Source organism: Jeotgalicoccus meleagridis, from assembly GCF_903994045.1.
Taxonomy (GTDB): Bacteria; Bacillota; Bacilli; order Staphylococcales; family Salinicoccaceae; genus Jeotgalicoccus; species Jeotgalicoccus meleagridis.
Map to the genome: position 1 here is coordinate 414,575 of NZ_CAJEWD010000008.1, position 15,293 is coordinate 429,867.

Consider the following 15,293-nt stretch of genomic DNA (forward strand, 5'->3'; position numbering starts at 1 on the left):
AAAATAGGGTCAAGCATATGCTTGACCCTATTTTTCTTCAATAAGCGAATGGTATATACCATCTAATTTTTTAATTAAAACACTCCAAGACCGATTCTCACTAACCCATAGTCTTGCGGATTCTCCGATTGTGTCATTTTCCATAACCTTTATAACAGCTTCTGTGAAAGCTTCTTGGTCATCTGCTTTGAAATACACACCATTAACTTGATCGATGACCATTTCTTTTAAGGCATTCACATCACTGACAATAACTTTTTTACCCATTGCCATCGCTTCATATGTTTTAATTGGTGTCACTAACTGACAGACCAACTCATCATGTCGTGGAAATGGTGCAATATCGATGACAGAGTAAAAATCTTTGACTACTTCAAATGGCACCTTGCCAATAAAGATGACATCATCGCTTAAGTTGTCGTCAAATACTTTTCTCTGTAAGAAAGGACGATACTGACCATCACCGACAATTAAGAATTTAAAACGCTTGTTAAAACGACCACTGTCATTCAGTGCTTTAACAGAATTAATAATGATTTCAATACCCTCATAGTTAGTAATTGATCCAATAAAACCAAAGACAATACTATCTTTTAAGTCATATCGTTTAATAATGTCTTCTGATTTTTCCTCTGGATACAGCTTATCTGTATTCACACCATTTTGGATAAGCGTAATTTTCTTATCATCGATTCCTTTCATTATGAGATACTCTCTTAAGCTCTCACTAATGACGATGACTTCATCTGCATGCTGACAACATATCACTTCATATTCTTCTTGCATGTTAAAGCGGTCAGACTGATAGAATTCATGTATTTTAGACGTCTGAGTATGATGCCACATGCCTCTAACTTCATATATTGTCTTAATGCCCATTTGATTACCTAAACGAATAGCAGGTAAAGCATTTTGGAAGTTAGAAGCCGCATGAATAATCGACGGTTTTTCTGCCATGACAATTTTATATAATTCATCTTTATACACATTAAAATACTTTTTCATCGGTGTTCGATTCGTTAAATATTTATCTGAACGGTCTATATAATAAGTACGGTATGGGCCTTCGTCAAGCCCAGGCTTATCATAACTTTCATGTTCTGGTGACCAACCCAAGCGAGTTGTGACAACTGGTCTATAGCCAAGTGTCTTAACTCTTGAAATAATTTCATTAGAACGAATCGTATAACCATTGACAACAGGCAAACCTTTATTTAAGACAAATAAGACTGTCTTATCATTCGCCTGATAGTCCATCTCTTGACTTAAAGGTTTTGGTTTCCACTCATTCTTCATTAATTTATATTCTTGTTCAGCTAAAGCGAATTCTCCTGGAAATACCCTAGATGGAAATTGTGATTTCATTTCCTGAAGTGCTTTGTACCTTGCAGTAATATTACCGATAGTGTGATTCACTCTAATCAGAGCCCTTAAAACATCTGCACTATGTGGCTTGATACTGTAAGCCGCTTCTGCATGTTTAAGCGATTTGTCAAACATTTTTAGGTTGAACAAATACATCGATAAATTAACATGCAGTTTATATCTTTTTTCAGGTAAATAAAGCTTTAACAATTTATTTAACTTATCTTCTTCATCTGTAGAAGCATAGAAACGTGCCAAGATAATGGCGTGATTATACTTTCTAAATGCCGTTTTTTCTAAGTAAGTAAATATATGTTTAGGTAAATTGTAGATTTTATTGACTCTTTGAAGTTGAGCAATGACAAGATTATATATTCTTGTTTTGGTTCTTAAAGAATAGTTCTCAGCAACAAAATTATCAGTCGTTACATTAGTCTCTTCATCTAAAAACAAAGTGGCACTCTGAAAGACAGATTCCAGACGCTTCTCGTTTTTGAACATTTTTTTGATACCTGGACGATCTAATTTAATTTGTTGATCTAAAATTAGGCGTCTAAGACTCATAATATGTTGCGCATTTAAAGGCACTGCTGGTAATGATTTAACAATCTTATTCATGATGACCGGATTACCCTTGCCAAAATGATAATGATTTAATAAGTTTTGTAACTTATCCGCTTCCTTATTGTTCTTAGACAGATTGATTTCCAAACTGTCGAGTGCAATTGGATCTATGTATTTAAGCAATTGATCATGTTCATTTATAAACGGAACAAACAAGGTATTTAAATCATCGAGATTACTCTCATTCGGATAATAATTATTGATCACTAAAATATAGCCGAGGTTCTTCATATTATCTTCTTGCTTATTAATCTCATCTAAAATCAGTTTTAGATCAACATCTGCATCTTCAATTCCAAGAATATTAACTCTGTAACTTGACCATGAATATTGATAATATAAATCATCTTTCTCACGGTTGTACATTTCTTCTAAATGCTTCTTATCTCCATGCTTTTGCTCAATCATGTGCTCAATAGTTTGATACTGATTTTGCTTTAATAAGTGACGTACTAAAGTCTCTTGCTGATCATCAGACAATTCGCCTAGAACATCATGACCAGAATGCGCAATGCTTTTCACATCATCAAAGCGCTTCAAGTTGTAATATAGTTTTGTTTTAAAAGGTACTAATGCCTTGCTTCGATCATTCTCTATCATTTCTAAAGAACCCCTGTAATTCTTTTCATGACGAAGAATAAGCGCCTTTAAATAAGCTTCATAGTCATTATCTAATCTCATGCGATCAATTAAATCGAGTAAGGTTAAATGACCTGACTTTCTCAAGAAGAAACTTAAGCCCGGTTCAGACTTACCGATTTTTTTTGACAGACTGAGTTTGAGGATATGTCTAGAAACAACAGGCATATTATATTTTAAGGCAATATATGATAGTATCCCCTGAAGATATTTCATAGCAATTCTCCTATACGTCCCGTAAGATATATTAATCCTTAATCATACAGAATAATTGTATATTAAAAAAGACTTTGTTTAAAAGTCTTTTTACAAACTGTAAATCTGAAAGAATATACCAAATAACATGAAGAGAAATAGAACACCACTTATAGCCAAATCACTCATATTAATATGCTCTTTAGGCAATTTAAGTTTTTGACTTTTCTCCATTTGTTCCTCTACCATCTTATCTTTATATTCAATTTGTTCATCATGACTTAAGTTTTTATATTGGCTGACAAACTCTGCATAATTTTTAACAACATCTTTCATATCGCCAAATTGTTTCATCTCTCCGTATTGTACCCATACAGCCTTGTTACAAAACTGTCTAATTTGGCCAGTTGCATGAGAAACGAAGAAAATTGTCTTTCCTTCTTTTTGAAAGTCTCTCATACGGTCGATACATTTATTAGCAAATGTTTCATCCCCAACCGATAGAGCTTCATCGACAATTAATATATCTGGGTCTGTATGAATAGCAATCGCAAAACCAAGACGTGACTTCATTCCGCTTGAATAGTTTTTTATTGGTTGTTTAATGAATTCTCCTAACTCACTAAACTCTAAAATATCATCATATCGTTCTTCAATGGTTTTTTCAGATAGACCATGCATCAGACACTTAATCTTTATATTTTCTTCGCCTGTTAACTCATTATTTAAACCAGCTGAAATCGCAATTAAAGATGTACGTCCATTGATATGAATCTTACCTTTGGACGGTACTGTTGCCTCAGCAATTAAATCAGAAAGTGTTGTTTTACCAGAACCATTTAAACCTAAAATACCGACTGTATCTCCTGAATTCACTTCAAAGTCAATATCTCTTAAAGCATAAAAAGGTTTGGCTTTATAAAGCGTACCAAAAGTTAAGAGCGATAAGATTTTTTGTATTCTATTTCTATTGATGTCATATATTTTAGACACATTTTCTACTTTCACTTTATACATATCATTCACCCTTACAGATAATCTACTAATCTATCTTTATATCGGTAATGAACCTGGACACCAATAAAGAATAAGAACAAGGTAATTGACCAGAAATAAAGATGATCAGAAAAATCACCGTAAAATGCTGGTCCATCAAAAATTAAGGCATTTCTAAACGTCATTAAGAGGTAGGCAAATGGATTAAATGCCATTATTGTCGACATCAGTGGTGGTCTACCTTCTGGCTCCCAAAATATAGGTGTTACAAAGAAGAACATTCTCATTACGTTAGCTTGTACGTTTTTAAAGTCTCTAATTAAAATATTTACAGAAGACATAATCAAACCGACACTATAAGAAAATACAATGGTTGCAAACATAAAGTAGAACCAGACTAAATAATGAAGCGGTTCTGAATAGCCGTTAATAATACTAATGACTAAAACGATCAGTGTCATAATCATAAAAGTGATTACATTATTTGCAAGTGACATAGATAATAATACAGATGACGGGAATTTCATCTTGGTCACTAAATTAATCTGACTACTAATCGCATTAGAGGCAGCATTTATACAGCCAGATATAAAACCAAAGGCAAATATACCAGTAATTAAATAGACTAGGAAAGGTACATTTTGCACATCTCCCCTGTCACCTCTGAGTCCGAGACCGAATACTACATAGAACACTCCAACTTGGGCAGCAGGCATTAAGATTGTCCACAGTAAGCCTAAGTAATGATTGGCATAGGTCGCTTTTAAATTATACAGACTCAGTTTCCAAATGAGTGGAAGGTTCTGAAAATTCTCTTTTAATAAAGCAATAACATTTTTCATTTGGTTTACTCCAATTATTAAGATCGTGATTTATTATACTCTTAATTATCTAAAGTGTCACTAGTCCTACAGTTCAATCATACCTTCTGTGACCATTTCTCTTAAGCTTAACTCTAAGGCATATTTAACATGCTCTATATGTAAGCCGCCTTGAGCATAGACCGTAAATGGTTCCCTAATCGGTCCGTCAGCGGACAGTTCTAATGATGCGCCTTGAACAAAGGTACCAGCTGCCATAATGACTGGATGGTTATAACCTGGAATTAAATCAGGTATCGGTAAGAACATAGCATTAACCGGACTTGCTTTTTGGATCATTTGAGTAAAGGTAATCATCTCTTCTTCTGTATTAAAGGAAATGCTTTGAATCAAATCCGTTCTTTTATCAGAATATCTCGGTGAAGTGGTCATATTGAGTTGTTCAAAAACGTAACTCATTAAGAGTGCACCATTGATCGATTCCATTACAGTATGCGGCGCCATAAAGAAGCCTTGATACATATCGCTTAAGGCATTTAGGCTCGCGCCCATTTCTTTACCGACACCAGGGACAGTTAAACGGTAGCTCACTCTTGTAATTAAATCTTTTCGTCCGACGACATAACCACCCATCTTAGCGAGTCCGCCACCTGGGTTTTTAATCAAGGAGCCCGCCATAATATCTGCACCGACTTCGATTGGTTCTCTATCTTCTGCAAACTCACCGTAGCAGTTATCGACAAAGATAATTATATTCGGATGTTTCTCTTTAATTGTTTTAATGATTGCTGCTATTTCTGATATAGTCATCGATTTTCTGGATGAATAACCACGAGATCTTTGAATGCCAATCATTTTGGTTTTGTCAGTTATAGCATTTAATATACTGGTTTCATCGAACTGATCATCTTTTAAATCGACTGTTGAAAAGGTCACGCCCATTTCTTTTAGGCTACCAATGTCGTCTTCGGACTGACCAATGACTTTTTCTAAAGTGTCATAAGGCTGACCAGTTATATATAATAGTTCATCCCCACTTTTAAGTAAGCTTAGTAAGACTAAGCTAATGGCGTGAGTACCAGAAATGATTTGTGTTCTGACTAAAGCATCTTCTGCCTTAAAGACATCTCTGTATATATCCTCTAGTTTATCTCTACCCACATCGTCATAACCATAGCCAGTTGTACCAGAAAAATCACTTTCCATAACAGAGTGTTTACGGAAGGCTGTCATGACTTTCTTAAAGTTTTTATAGGCAATTTTTTTATTTTCTTTAAAATAATCTTGCAAGGCATCTTCTGCCTGATCAATCATACGCAAAATCTCTACTTCTTTCACACTTCTTCATCCTTAGCTGTTATTCTATTTACAAAATCTCCTCTTGGTTCAAATCCTTCGATCTCTATGATGTCATCATTTACTTCTGTGTCAGTTACTATGGTCTGTCTTTTTAGGCGGTACAGCTTATCTTGTCTAGCGATTGGTAAGCTCGTACTATAGCCAGAAAAATGTTCTTTCATAAAATCTTCAACTTCTTGTAAGATTACTTGACCATCCATATCCTTATTGACAAAGGCATGACTGTGTAAAGGTAACAGACGCTTATCATCATTTAAATCTGTCTTATTAAAGAGCACCAGCTGAGGAATATCTTTCATATCTAGTGAATCAATTAAGTCTACTACAGTATCATACTGATTGAAAAGGTCAGCTGCATTATTATCGATGACATGAATTAAAAAGTCACTGTCAGCCGCTTCTTCTAAAGTCGACTTAAAACTCTCTATTAAAGTCGTTGGTAGTTTCTGAATAAAGCCAACTGTATCTGAAATAATACACTGGAAGCCTGAAGGCAAGACCATTTCTCTAGTCAATGGATCAAGTGTGGCAAATAGTTTATCTGCCTGTAGTGCATCTGCTTTGGTTAACTTATTGAAAAGTGTCGACTTACCCGCATTGGTATAACCAATGAGAGATACTTTGGTCACTTGATTCGCATCTCTTTTTTGTCTATATCTCAGACGGTGATTATCGATAACTTTTAACTGTCTCTTAATATCAGAAATTCTAGAATTGATATGACGTCTGTCAGTTTCAAGTTTCGTCTCACCTGGTCCTCTTGTACCAATTCCCCCACCAAGACGTGATAAATTTATCCCTTGTCCTTTTAATCTCGGCACTAAATATTCTAACTGAGCCAATTCTACTTGTAATTGTCCTGACTTAGACTGTGCTCTTAGGCTAAAGATGTCTAGGATCACTTGGGTTCTATCGATCACTGATGTATCTAAAATGTTTTCAATGGCTCTATTTTGACTAGCCAGTATTTCATCGTTGACGATGCAATAGTCAAATTCCTCATATTGTGCTTTAACTTCAGATAAAAATCCTGAGCCGACATAAGATTTACGATCGACTGTTTGTCTTTTCTGAACGTGTGAGCCGAGTATTTCAATCCCAATGGATTCTGACAGCTCTTTTAGTTCTTTGATTTCTAAGTCGATATCTTGTTTATTTGATTGTTGAACTGCTAATATAATTCCGGTATGTGTCATAGTCGTGACAAACACCTCCGATTTTCTTGTTTAATATTACAATATCATGTTTGTACTTAATAAATAAGGATATATTAAGGTTAGCCAGTTTAGTAAGCCAGAAGAAAGGTGAATCATAAATGAAAAGTACATTTTATGATTTCTCTGCAAAAGATGCAGACGGTAATGAAATTCCTATGAGTAATTTCAAAGGTAAGGTCGTTTTGATTGTCAACACCGCCAGTGAGTGCGGTTTTAATAGTCAGCTTACTGATTTAGAAAAACTATACGAAAAGTACCACGATATTGGTTTAGAGATTCTAGCTTTTCCATCAAACAACTTTATGAATCAAGAACCGTGTTCAGCAACTGAGGCACGTGAACTTTATAATAAGCAGCACGGTGCAACATATACCATCATGGATAAGATTGATGTTAAAGGAGAAAACATTCATCCATTATTCAAATACTTAACAGAAGGTAAGTCAGGCCTGATTACGAATTCGATTAAATGGAATTTCACTAAATTTCTTATTACCAGAGAAGGTCAAGTGATTAAACGCTATCCGCCTCAACGTACACCAGACGTCATAGAAAAAGACATAGAAAAATATTTAGCTGGTTAAACTAAGAAAAAGAACGACATATCATCTTTTAACAGATTGATACGTCGTTCTTATTTTTAGGGCTAAACTTCGCCCTTACCCCTTATGCGCGTACAAAAGTTGAAATCGCATGCTTGTATATAATTTGAATTTTCCCATCTGAATCAAGCTCAACAACGTACTTATCGTAGTCGACAATCTTTCCTTGCAGTTGGAAACCGTTCATTAAAAAGACGGTCAACTCCTGCCCCGATTCCTTATACTCCCCTAGAAAAGTATCCTGTAAATTCATCTAATTCTCCCCTTTTGTTTGTAAGAATTGATATATATCCTTATAGATTATATCTGTGTCAGAAGTCTCAATATCATACCAATTCACATCTAGCTGATTACGAAAATATGTAAGCTGCCTTTTCGCATACTGTCTAGAATGGGCCTGAACACGCTCAACCACACTGTCAATACTTGCCTCCCCCTTAAAATATGGCAAGAATTCCTTGTAGCCGATTGCCTGGCTCGCAGTTTTAGATAGGCTGTTTTTAAACAGCTTCTTAACCTCTTGTTCTAGACCAGCCTCAAACATTTTCAAGACGCGTTGATTGATACGTTCATATATGACGCTTCTGTCTGTGGTAAGGCCTAATACGAATGTAACATAATCATTCTCTTTTGTATACGCTTTCTTTTCTTGTTTTGGCATTGTTTTCTTAACCAATTGCCTAATCACTCTTTGGCGATTATTTGGATGTACATCATTGGTCGGGTCGAGTTTTAATAATTTTTCATACAGGATACTTGAATCATATGATTCATATTCTTTAGTCTTTTCTTCTATTAGTAAAGCATCTTCTTCATTAAATTCATAACCATCAATGAGCGCTTTAATATAGTGGCCAGTCCCACCGACTATGATCGGAAGTTTTCCTCTAGACTCTATATCTTTAACAAGTCTCGCCACTTGTTCTTGAAAGTCAGCAACTGAAAAATTCTCACTTGGCTCTAAAATATCAATCATATGATGAGGAATCCCTTTAGTTTCATCCCTGGTAATTTTACCTGTTCCAATATCCATACCTTTGTAAACTTGCATGGAATCCCCAGAAATAATTTCTCCTTTAAATTCTTGTGCAATTTTAATGGACAAGTCCGTCTTACCTATAGCAGTAGGACCAATAATAATTAATAATTTACTTTTGTTCATAATCTAATACCCATTTAACGATGCGGGCATAAATACCCACCTTATTTTCTTCAAATAATACCTCATGCCTGGCATTTGGCTCTAACATTAAATCGACCTTGGAATAGTGAAGCCCTAAGCGAAATCTTAAGACTTCTAAGTCTCTACCAAAGTGTGAAAAAGGATCATCTGCTCCCCCGATTAAATAGTAAGGAATATCTTTATAACGACGGATATGCCTAATTCTATCGACATATCTTATATTTTTTAGTATTTCACTCAAGGCTTTAACGCTCATCTTTTGTCCAGAATATGGATCACTGTTGTACTTTACAATTTCTGACACGTCTTGGTTTAACCAGCGATTTTTTTCTCGACCTTTAAAATTTCCATCATAGCCTAAGAAAGATAACTTATTGAGACTCGTTAATTTTTTCCTTGGGATGATAAGTGATAAAACCTTTAAAAATTTTTCAGCTAGAATATCTTTAAAGTTAGGTTTTGAACCTGTACCGACGATGATGGCACCGTCGTAAAGATCATCTGCCAACAACCTTCTTAAGACAATAGATCCCATGGAGTGTCCCAAACCGAAGCGAGGAATATCAGCTGGCATAGAGCGAAAGACAACCTTAGCATCTGATAAAAGATCTTCAAAAGAATCAAAATGACCGAGTTTTTCTTTTTTCTCATCCGGCCCATGACCACGTTGATTATAAATCACACAGTGAATGTCGTTTAAGGCAAGATAGGTTAAAAGTTCTTTATAACGATCCTTATGCTCTGCCATGCCATGAAAAATTTGAATGCTTGCCTTCGGTGATGCTGGCACATAGTGCGTCACTTCAATTTTTCGATCCTTATTCCTCATCGTTCGATTAATAATTTTCATAAATGATGCTCCATTCTATTTCATAATGCGGTTAAATAAGCGTTCAATCTCATAAGTCGTCATATGAATAATGACCGGACGGCCGTGAGGACAAGTGTAAGGCGATTGACATTGACCGAGCGATTCTAACAATGCTTCCATTTGTTTTTTATCCAAGTAATGATTTGCCTTGATTGAACGCTTACAGCTCATCATAATAGACATCTCTTCACGGTATTTGTTGATATCAAAGTGAGATTTATGACTGATAAAATCAATGACATCTGCAATATCTCTTTCAGGATCATCTGCTTTAATCCAAGATGGATAGCGTGATACTGTGTACTCTTTGACCCCACTCTTGTCAATTTCAAAACCAAGTTCTCTTAAATCTGTCAGTTTTTCATCGATGGTGATCACATCGTCAAAAGAGAACTCAAAAGTGTAAGGAATAAGGAGCGAAATGCCTTCATTTCCTGTATTCACATTATTGTAGTAATACTCATATTTAATGCGCTCCTGGGCAGCGTGTTGATCCATGAGATACATGCCTGTCTCATTTTGCATAATAATATAAGTGCCATGGAGTTGACCGATAATTTCTAGATACGGTAATTTCTCTTTTTGAACAGATTCCGTTTCGATATAGGTCTCTTGGTCCTTTGCTTTTCTTTCTTTAAAAGGAGTTACAGACTCTTGTGTTTGTTTTACTTCTTGTTTGTAGTCATTTTCTCTATCTTTAAAGAAAGGCTTTCTCCGTGGTTGTTCATAGAGACTGGCAGCCTCTCTAATCGCTTCTTTTTTATAGTCATTAAAATCAAGTGTCTCTTGTTCTACTTTTTGTTTTTCTTTACTTTGATGACCCACTTCTGGAATTAAATTAAGATCTAAAAGTGCCCTTCTCACTGTGTTTTCAACTAGCTCTAAGAGCTCTCTTTCTTTAGACAGTTTAACCTCTACTTTAGAGGGATGAACATTGACATCTAAGAGTTTCGGATCCATGGTGATATTTAAAAAAACCAGTGGGTATTTATCTTTTGCTTGTAAAGTATGGTAGGCATCGATAATGGCTTGTGACAGTTTAAAATTACGGATATGTCGCTGATTAATTGAGAGGTTAATATAGTTACGATTGGACCGTGTGATTTCTGGCTTCACAATATACCCTGACACCTTATAATCCGGACTGTCTCCTGATACAGCTACAGTGTTTGTTGACACTTGCATACCGTACAGAATGTGGATAACTTCTTTTAAGGAGCCATTCCCTGGTGTTTTAAAGCGCTCTTTATCGTCAAAAACCAGGCGAATGCTCACAGATGGATTATTCAGAGCCATACGCTGCATAATATCGATTATCTTACCCGCTTCAGTTCTTAAATTTTTAACATACTTATAACGCGCAGGTGTGTTGTAGAACAAGTCACTAATTTCTATGATCGTTCCTTGTCTTTCTTGCCAGACCGTATCCTCTTCATAATGTCCTGCACTGTAATTTAATTTAAAAGCAGTAGAGTTCTCGCTCATACTCTCAACTGTTACTTTAGAGACCGCTCCAATACTTGCGAGTGCTTCTCCCCTAAATCCTAATGAACGAATTTCAAATAAGTCATAGGCTTTACCAAGCTTCGAAGTCGCGTGGCGTTCAAAGAGCAGCTTCCGGTCGTCATAGTCAATTCCAAGACCATTATCGACAACCTTAATAGAATCCATTCCAGAATTTTTGATAAAAACTTCGATGACTGACGCTTTCGCATCGAGTGAGTTTTCAACAATCTCCTTAACGATTGAAGATGGACGCTCGACCACCTCACCTGCTGCGATTTTATTTTGTATATCACTCGGTAGCACGTGAATGTGTCCCATTTCGTGTCCCTCCTAATCCATTCTTTTTTGTAGATCCGCTAAACGATTTAAAGCTTCAAGCGGCGTTAAATCATTTAAATTTATATTTTTAATTTCATCAATAATTTGTCTTTCTTCAAAACTTGATGCCTCTTGATCATCAAGAGGAAGTTCTAACTGCATCGTTTCAAATTGACTCGATTTTTGATGATTACCTTCTTCATAACCAGATAAGTAGTCCGCTGCCATATCGGTCACAGCTTGAGGTAAGTCAGCGAGTCTTGCAACGTGAATACCATAAGATTTTTCAACTGCACCAGGTTTGACCTTGTGTAAGAAGACCAGTTGTCCATTGTATTCAGTTGCCTTAACGTGCACGTTTTCTAAACCAGATAACTCTTGGTCAAGTGCGGTTAATTCATGATAGTGTGTCGAAAAGAGCGTAAAGGCACCGATATCATCGTGGATGTACTTCAACATCGCACGGGCAAGTGCCATACCATCATAAGTTGACGTCCCCCGACCAATCTCATCAAAGATTAACAGTGAATGTTCTGTCGCTTCTTGTAGAGCAGTATTAGCCTCCATCATTTCGATCATAAAGGTGGATTTACCACTGGATAGGTCATCACTCGCACCAATTCTCGTATAAATGGCGTCAAAGATTGGTAGTTTAGCCGATTTTGCCGGTACTCTCATACCAATTTGAGCCATGATAATAATCAAGGCAACCTGTCTCATATAGGTCGATTTACCAGACATGTTCGGTCCAGTAATCAAATAAACATAGCTATCTTCAGACATCGTTAAGTCATTTGGCACATAAGTCGATTCATTTAACATACGCTCTACTATCGGGTGCCTCGCTTCTTTTAGCTCAATGACTCTTTCTTTTGTAAACTCCGGCTTAACTAAGTGATGATTATTAGACACATGGGCAAAGGCAATTAAAGTATCCAAGATAGAAATTTGACTAGCCGTTTTTTGTAAACGTGAAATATAAGTCATCATATGATTTCGAAGCTCAGTAAACATCTTATACTCAAGCATGACGCTATCATCTTCTGCTGTTAGAATTTTACTTTCCATCTCTTTTAAGTCCGGTGTGATAAAACGCTCAGCATTAGTTAAAGTTTGCTTACGATTGTAGTCAAACTTATCGGCATCAAAATTGACGGCTTGGCCTTTAGAAATTTCTAAATAATAACCAAACACCTTATTGAAACCAATCTTCAAGTTTTTAATACCTGTTCTTTCTCTTTCACTTTCCAAATAATTATTGAGCCAATTTCTCGCATTATTAGAAATATCTCTCAGCTTATCTAATTCTTCTGAGACACCGTCTTTAAAGATTTTTCCTTCACGAATGGTCTTCGGTGGTTCATCAGTCAGAACTTCTAAGTGGCTATATACATCTGTTAAATCATCAAAATTCTTAAACAAGTCATTTGAAGTTAAGTCTATTTGTTCTAATGTACTTTTAAGTTCAGGTAAGCCACTTAGAGAATCTCTCAATTGAACAAAGTCTTTGACGTCAATATTATTAAAAGCAAGACGCCCGACTAAACGCTCAATATCATAAACTTGATTGAGGATTTGAGTAATGACTTCTCTTTCGGAAAAATTATCGATTAAAGTTGTGACGATTGACTGCCTATTTTCAATTTCTTTTATTGAAACGAGCGGTCTTTCTATTAATTGTCGTAAGCGTCTTTTCCCCATGGGAGTCTCTGTTTTATTGAGATACCAGAATAGCGACCCTTTTACTTTTTTAGTCTGGATATTCTCTAGTAATTCCAAATTAGAAACCGCTGCATAATTCAATTTCATAAAACTAGATAGCTGGTGTTTTTGTACGGTTTTTAAGTGTTCTAAATCTCTCATATTCTGTGCTCTAATATAGTTCAACAAAAGCGTAATAGCAGTATGTTCATTGACGCTCTCTTCATAGTCATAAGCTCTGTCCTCATCAGAATTAAAAACAGTATATAGAGGTGGATCTTGGTAGATATCTTTAATTAAATACACACTGTCTTCTGTGACGACAATTTCTTTGGCACCAATTGTTTCGATTTCACTTTTTAAATCACCTTCATTTTGAGTTGAAAAAGCGAAAATTTCCCCTGTGGAAATATCCGCATAACTCACCTCAACAGTGTGCTTGTTTTTTATCATTGCTAGAATAAAGTTACTTTCTCCGTCTTCCATACCAAAATCATCGATTAAGGTCCCTGGTGTAATGACACGGACCACTTCTCTTTTGACCATGCCCTTAACTTCACGTGGGTTTTCCATCTGCTCACAGATTGCCACCTTAAAACCATGATCGATGAGTTTAGCAATGTAGGAGCGGGCAGAATGATAAGGTACCCCGCACATCGGTATTGGATTTGGACTATTTTTATCCCGTGATGTCAAAGCAATTTCCAAGACTTTAGCTGCAGTGATTGCGTCTTCATTAAACAGCTCATAAAAGTCACCTAATCTAAAGAGTAAGAGACTGTCTCTGTATTGGTCTTTGACTGATAAATATTGTTTCATCATCGGTGTAGGTTCTGGCATCTGTAAACACTTCCTATATAAATTCTTGTCGTATTATTATAACATTTTTTCTTTTTATAACCTCTTTAGGAGCCCTCTCTTTTCTAGTTGAAGTAAGATAAAGTAAGAGACACTGGCACCAAATATGCTAGACACTAAAAAGGCAAGTGCCATAACCATGTAGATATTAGTATCTAAGTCTAAGATGAGCATCAGAGGATAGATGGATAGTGCACCAATCACACCAGTTCCAATCACTTCGCCCACTGCTGCAAGGGGTAGTTTTTTACTATAGTGATAGAGTACATAGGCAAGAGCTGCACCGATGACGGATCCTGGATAACTAAAGACCGTTCCTGTGCCCATCAGTATGCGAATAGTAGATGAAATCAGTGCCTGGACAATGACCCAAGGTCCGGTTAAGACCGCACCTAAAACATTGATCAAGTGCTGCATGGGGGCTGCTCTAATGACACCGAGTGGAATGCTGATAAAAGTTCCGAGGACAACATTCAGTGCAACAAGAACAGCTGTTAAAGACATATTTTTAGTAAGTTTATTCATAAAGGTCTCCTATAAATAAAGGCGCTGAATTCTTTATAGAAGTCAGCGCCTTTGTAGTTTTATTTAAATTGATCTGTATTTTGGTTTGGTCTATGACGAACTTGAGCGCCAGTTTCTCCTTGTAGGTGATCGCCACCTGTTCTTTCGATAATTTCATCTGTAACTGATGAAGAAATCGCGTGAGAAACCATTTGTAATAGCTCATTGACGCTTCTTTGTGACTCTTGGAATTGCTCTACTAAAGGCATTTCATTGAGTTCTGCTTCAATTTTAGCTAGCTTTTCTTCCGTCATTTGATAGGCGCGTTCCTTACCGTAGTTTTGGAAGTTAACCGCTTGTTGTTGTAGAGATTTTAAGCTCGCCATCTTTTCACGAATTTCTTGGTTTTCATGAATTTTAGCTTCTGCTTTTTGGAAAAATTCAACTTGTTCAGTCTCAGACATCATCTTGCCGAGTTTTTTTGCTTCTTCTATAATTTGATCCTTAGTATACATTCAATTTCCACCTTTAGAA

General features: G+C 36.0%; 13 protein-coding genes. 1 reads left to right on the forward strand and 12 read right to left on the reverse strand.

Going from position 1 to position 15,293, the window contains the following annotated elements; translation table 11 throughout:
• Nucleotides 1–27: 27 nt before the first annotated feature.
• The 5 genes from JEOSCH030_RS07715 to hflX all read right to left on the reverse strand — a co-directional run bounded on the left by JEOSCH030_RS07715 (nucleotide 28) and on the right by hflX (nucleotide 7,195).
• Nucleotides 28–2,844 (reverse strand): glycosyltransferase family 4 protein, encoded by a 2,817-nt coding sequence (locus tag JEOSCH030_RS07715; protein ID WP_185126013.1) that lies wholly within the window; start codon nucleotides 2,842–2,844, stop codon nucleotides 28–30.
• 90 nt (nucleotides 2,845–2,934) lie between these two features.
• Nucleotides 2,935–3,840, reverse strand: coding sequence for an ABC transporter ATP-binding protein (locus JEOSCH030_RS07720; RefSeq protein WP_185126014.1), 906 nt, complete (start codon nucleotides 3,838–3,840; stop codon nucleotides 2,935–2,937).
• Between the two features lie 11 nt (nucleotides 3,841–3,851).
• Nucleotides 3,852–4,661: an ABC transporter permease gene (locus JEOSCH030_RS07725; protein WP_185126015.1), complete on the reverse strand. Its 810-nt coding sequence runs from the start codon at nucleotides 4,659–4,661 to the stop codon at nucleotides 3,852–3,854.
• Between the two features lie 66 nt (nucleotides 4,662–4,727).
• Complete coding sequence (locus JEOSCH030_RS07730; RefSeq protein ID WP_185126551.1) at nucleotides 4,728–5,954, reverse strand: methionine gamma-lyase family protein; 1,227 nt, start codon at nucleotides 5,952–5,954, stop codon at nucleotides 4,728–4,730.
• A 20-nt stretch (nucleotides 5,955–5,974) separates the two neighbouring features.
• Nucleotides 5,975–7,195 carry a GTPase HflX gene (gene hflX / locus JEOSCH030_RS07735; RefSeq protein ID WP_185126016.1) on the reverse strand — a complete coding sequence of 407 codons (1,221 nt, stop codon included), beginning with the start codon at nucleotides 7,193–7,195 and terminating at the stop codon, nucleotides 5,975–5,977.
• A gap of 119 nt (nucleotides 7,196–7,314) precedes the next feature.
• Between hflX and JEOSCH030_RS07740 the strand changes: the two genes are divergently transcribed.
• Nucleotides 7,315–7,800: a glutathione peroxidase gene (locus tag JEOSCH030_RS07740; RefSeq protein WP_185126017.1), complete on the forward strand. Its 486-nt coding sequence runs from the start codon at nucleotides 7,315–7,317 to the stop codon at nucleotides 7,798–7,800.
• 82 nt (nucleotides 7,801–7,882) lie between these two features.
• On the opposite strand, the gene hfq is transcribed toward JEOSCH030_RS07740, so the two are convergent.
• From hfq to JEOSCH030_RS07775, 7 genes are read right to left on the reverse strand one after another with little or no spacing between them, the layout of a single operon-like run.
• On the reverse strand, nucleotides 7,883–8,071 hold the full coding sequence (gene hfq, locus JEOSCH030_RS07745; protein ID WP_185126018.1) for an RNA chaperone Hfq: 189 nt from the start codon (nucleotides 8,069–8,071) through the stop codon (nucleotides 7,883–7,885).
• Entirely contained in the window at nucleotides 8,072–8,980 is a 909-nt protein-coding gene (miaA, locus tag JEOSCH030_RS07750) for a tRNA (adenosine(37)-N6)-dimethylallyltransferase MiaA (RefSeq protein WP_185126019.1), read from the reverse strand.
• Nucleotides 8,967–9,851: an alpha/beta fold hydrolase gene (locus JEOSCH030_RS07755; protein WP_185126020.1), complete on the reverse strand. Its 885-nt coding sequence runs from the start codon at nucleotides 9,849–9,851 to the stop codon at nucleotides 8,967–8,969. The genes miaA and JEOSCH030_RS07755 overlap by 14 nt, the downstream gene beginning before the upstream one ends.
• A gap of 15 nt (nucleotides 9,852–9,866) precedes the next feature.
• Nucleotides 9,867–11,696, reverse strand: coding sequence for a DNA mismatch repair endonuclease MutL (gene mutL / locus JEOSCH030_RS07760; RefSeq protein WP_185126021.1), 1,830 nt, complete (start codon nucleotides 11,694–11,696; stop codon nucleotides 9,867–9,869).
• Between the two features lie 12 nt (nucleotides 11,697–11,708).
• The gene (mutS, locus tag JEOSCH030_RS07765; protein ID WP_185126022.1) at nucleotides 11,709–14,237 is read right to left on the reverse strand and encodes a DNA mismatch repair protein MutS; all 2,529 of its coding nucleotides are present in this window, start codon (nucleotides 14,235–14,237) and stop codon (nucleotides 11,709–11,711) included.
• Nucleotides 14,238–14,291: 54 nt separating this feature from the next.
• On the reverse strand, nucleotides 14,292–14,780 hold the full coding sequence (gene thiW, locus JEOSCH030_RS07770) for an energy coupling factor transporter S component ThiW (RefSeq protein WP_185126023.1): 489 nt from the start codon (nucleotides 14,778–14,780) through the stop codon (nucleotides 14,292–14,294).
• Nucleotides 14,781–14,839: 59 nt separating this feature from the next.
• Nucleotides 14,840–15,274 carry a RicAFT regulatory complex protein RicA family protein gene (locus JEOSCH030_RS07775; protein ID WP_185126024.1) on the reverse strand — a complete coding sequence of 145 codons (435 nt, stop codon included), beginning with the start codon at nucleotides 15,272–15,274 and terminating at the stop codon, nucleotides 14,840–14,842.
• Between the last annotated feature and the right edge of the window lie 19 nt (nucleotides 15,275–15,293).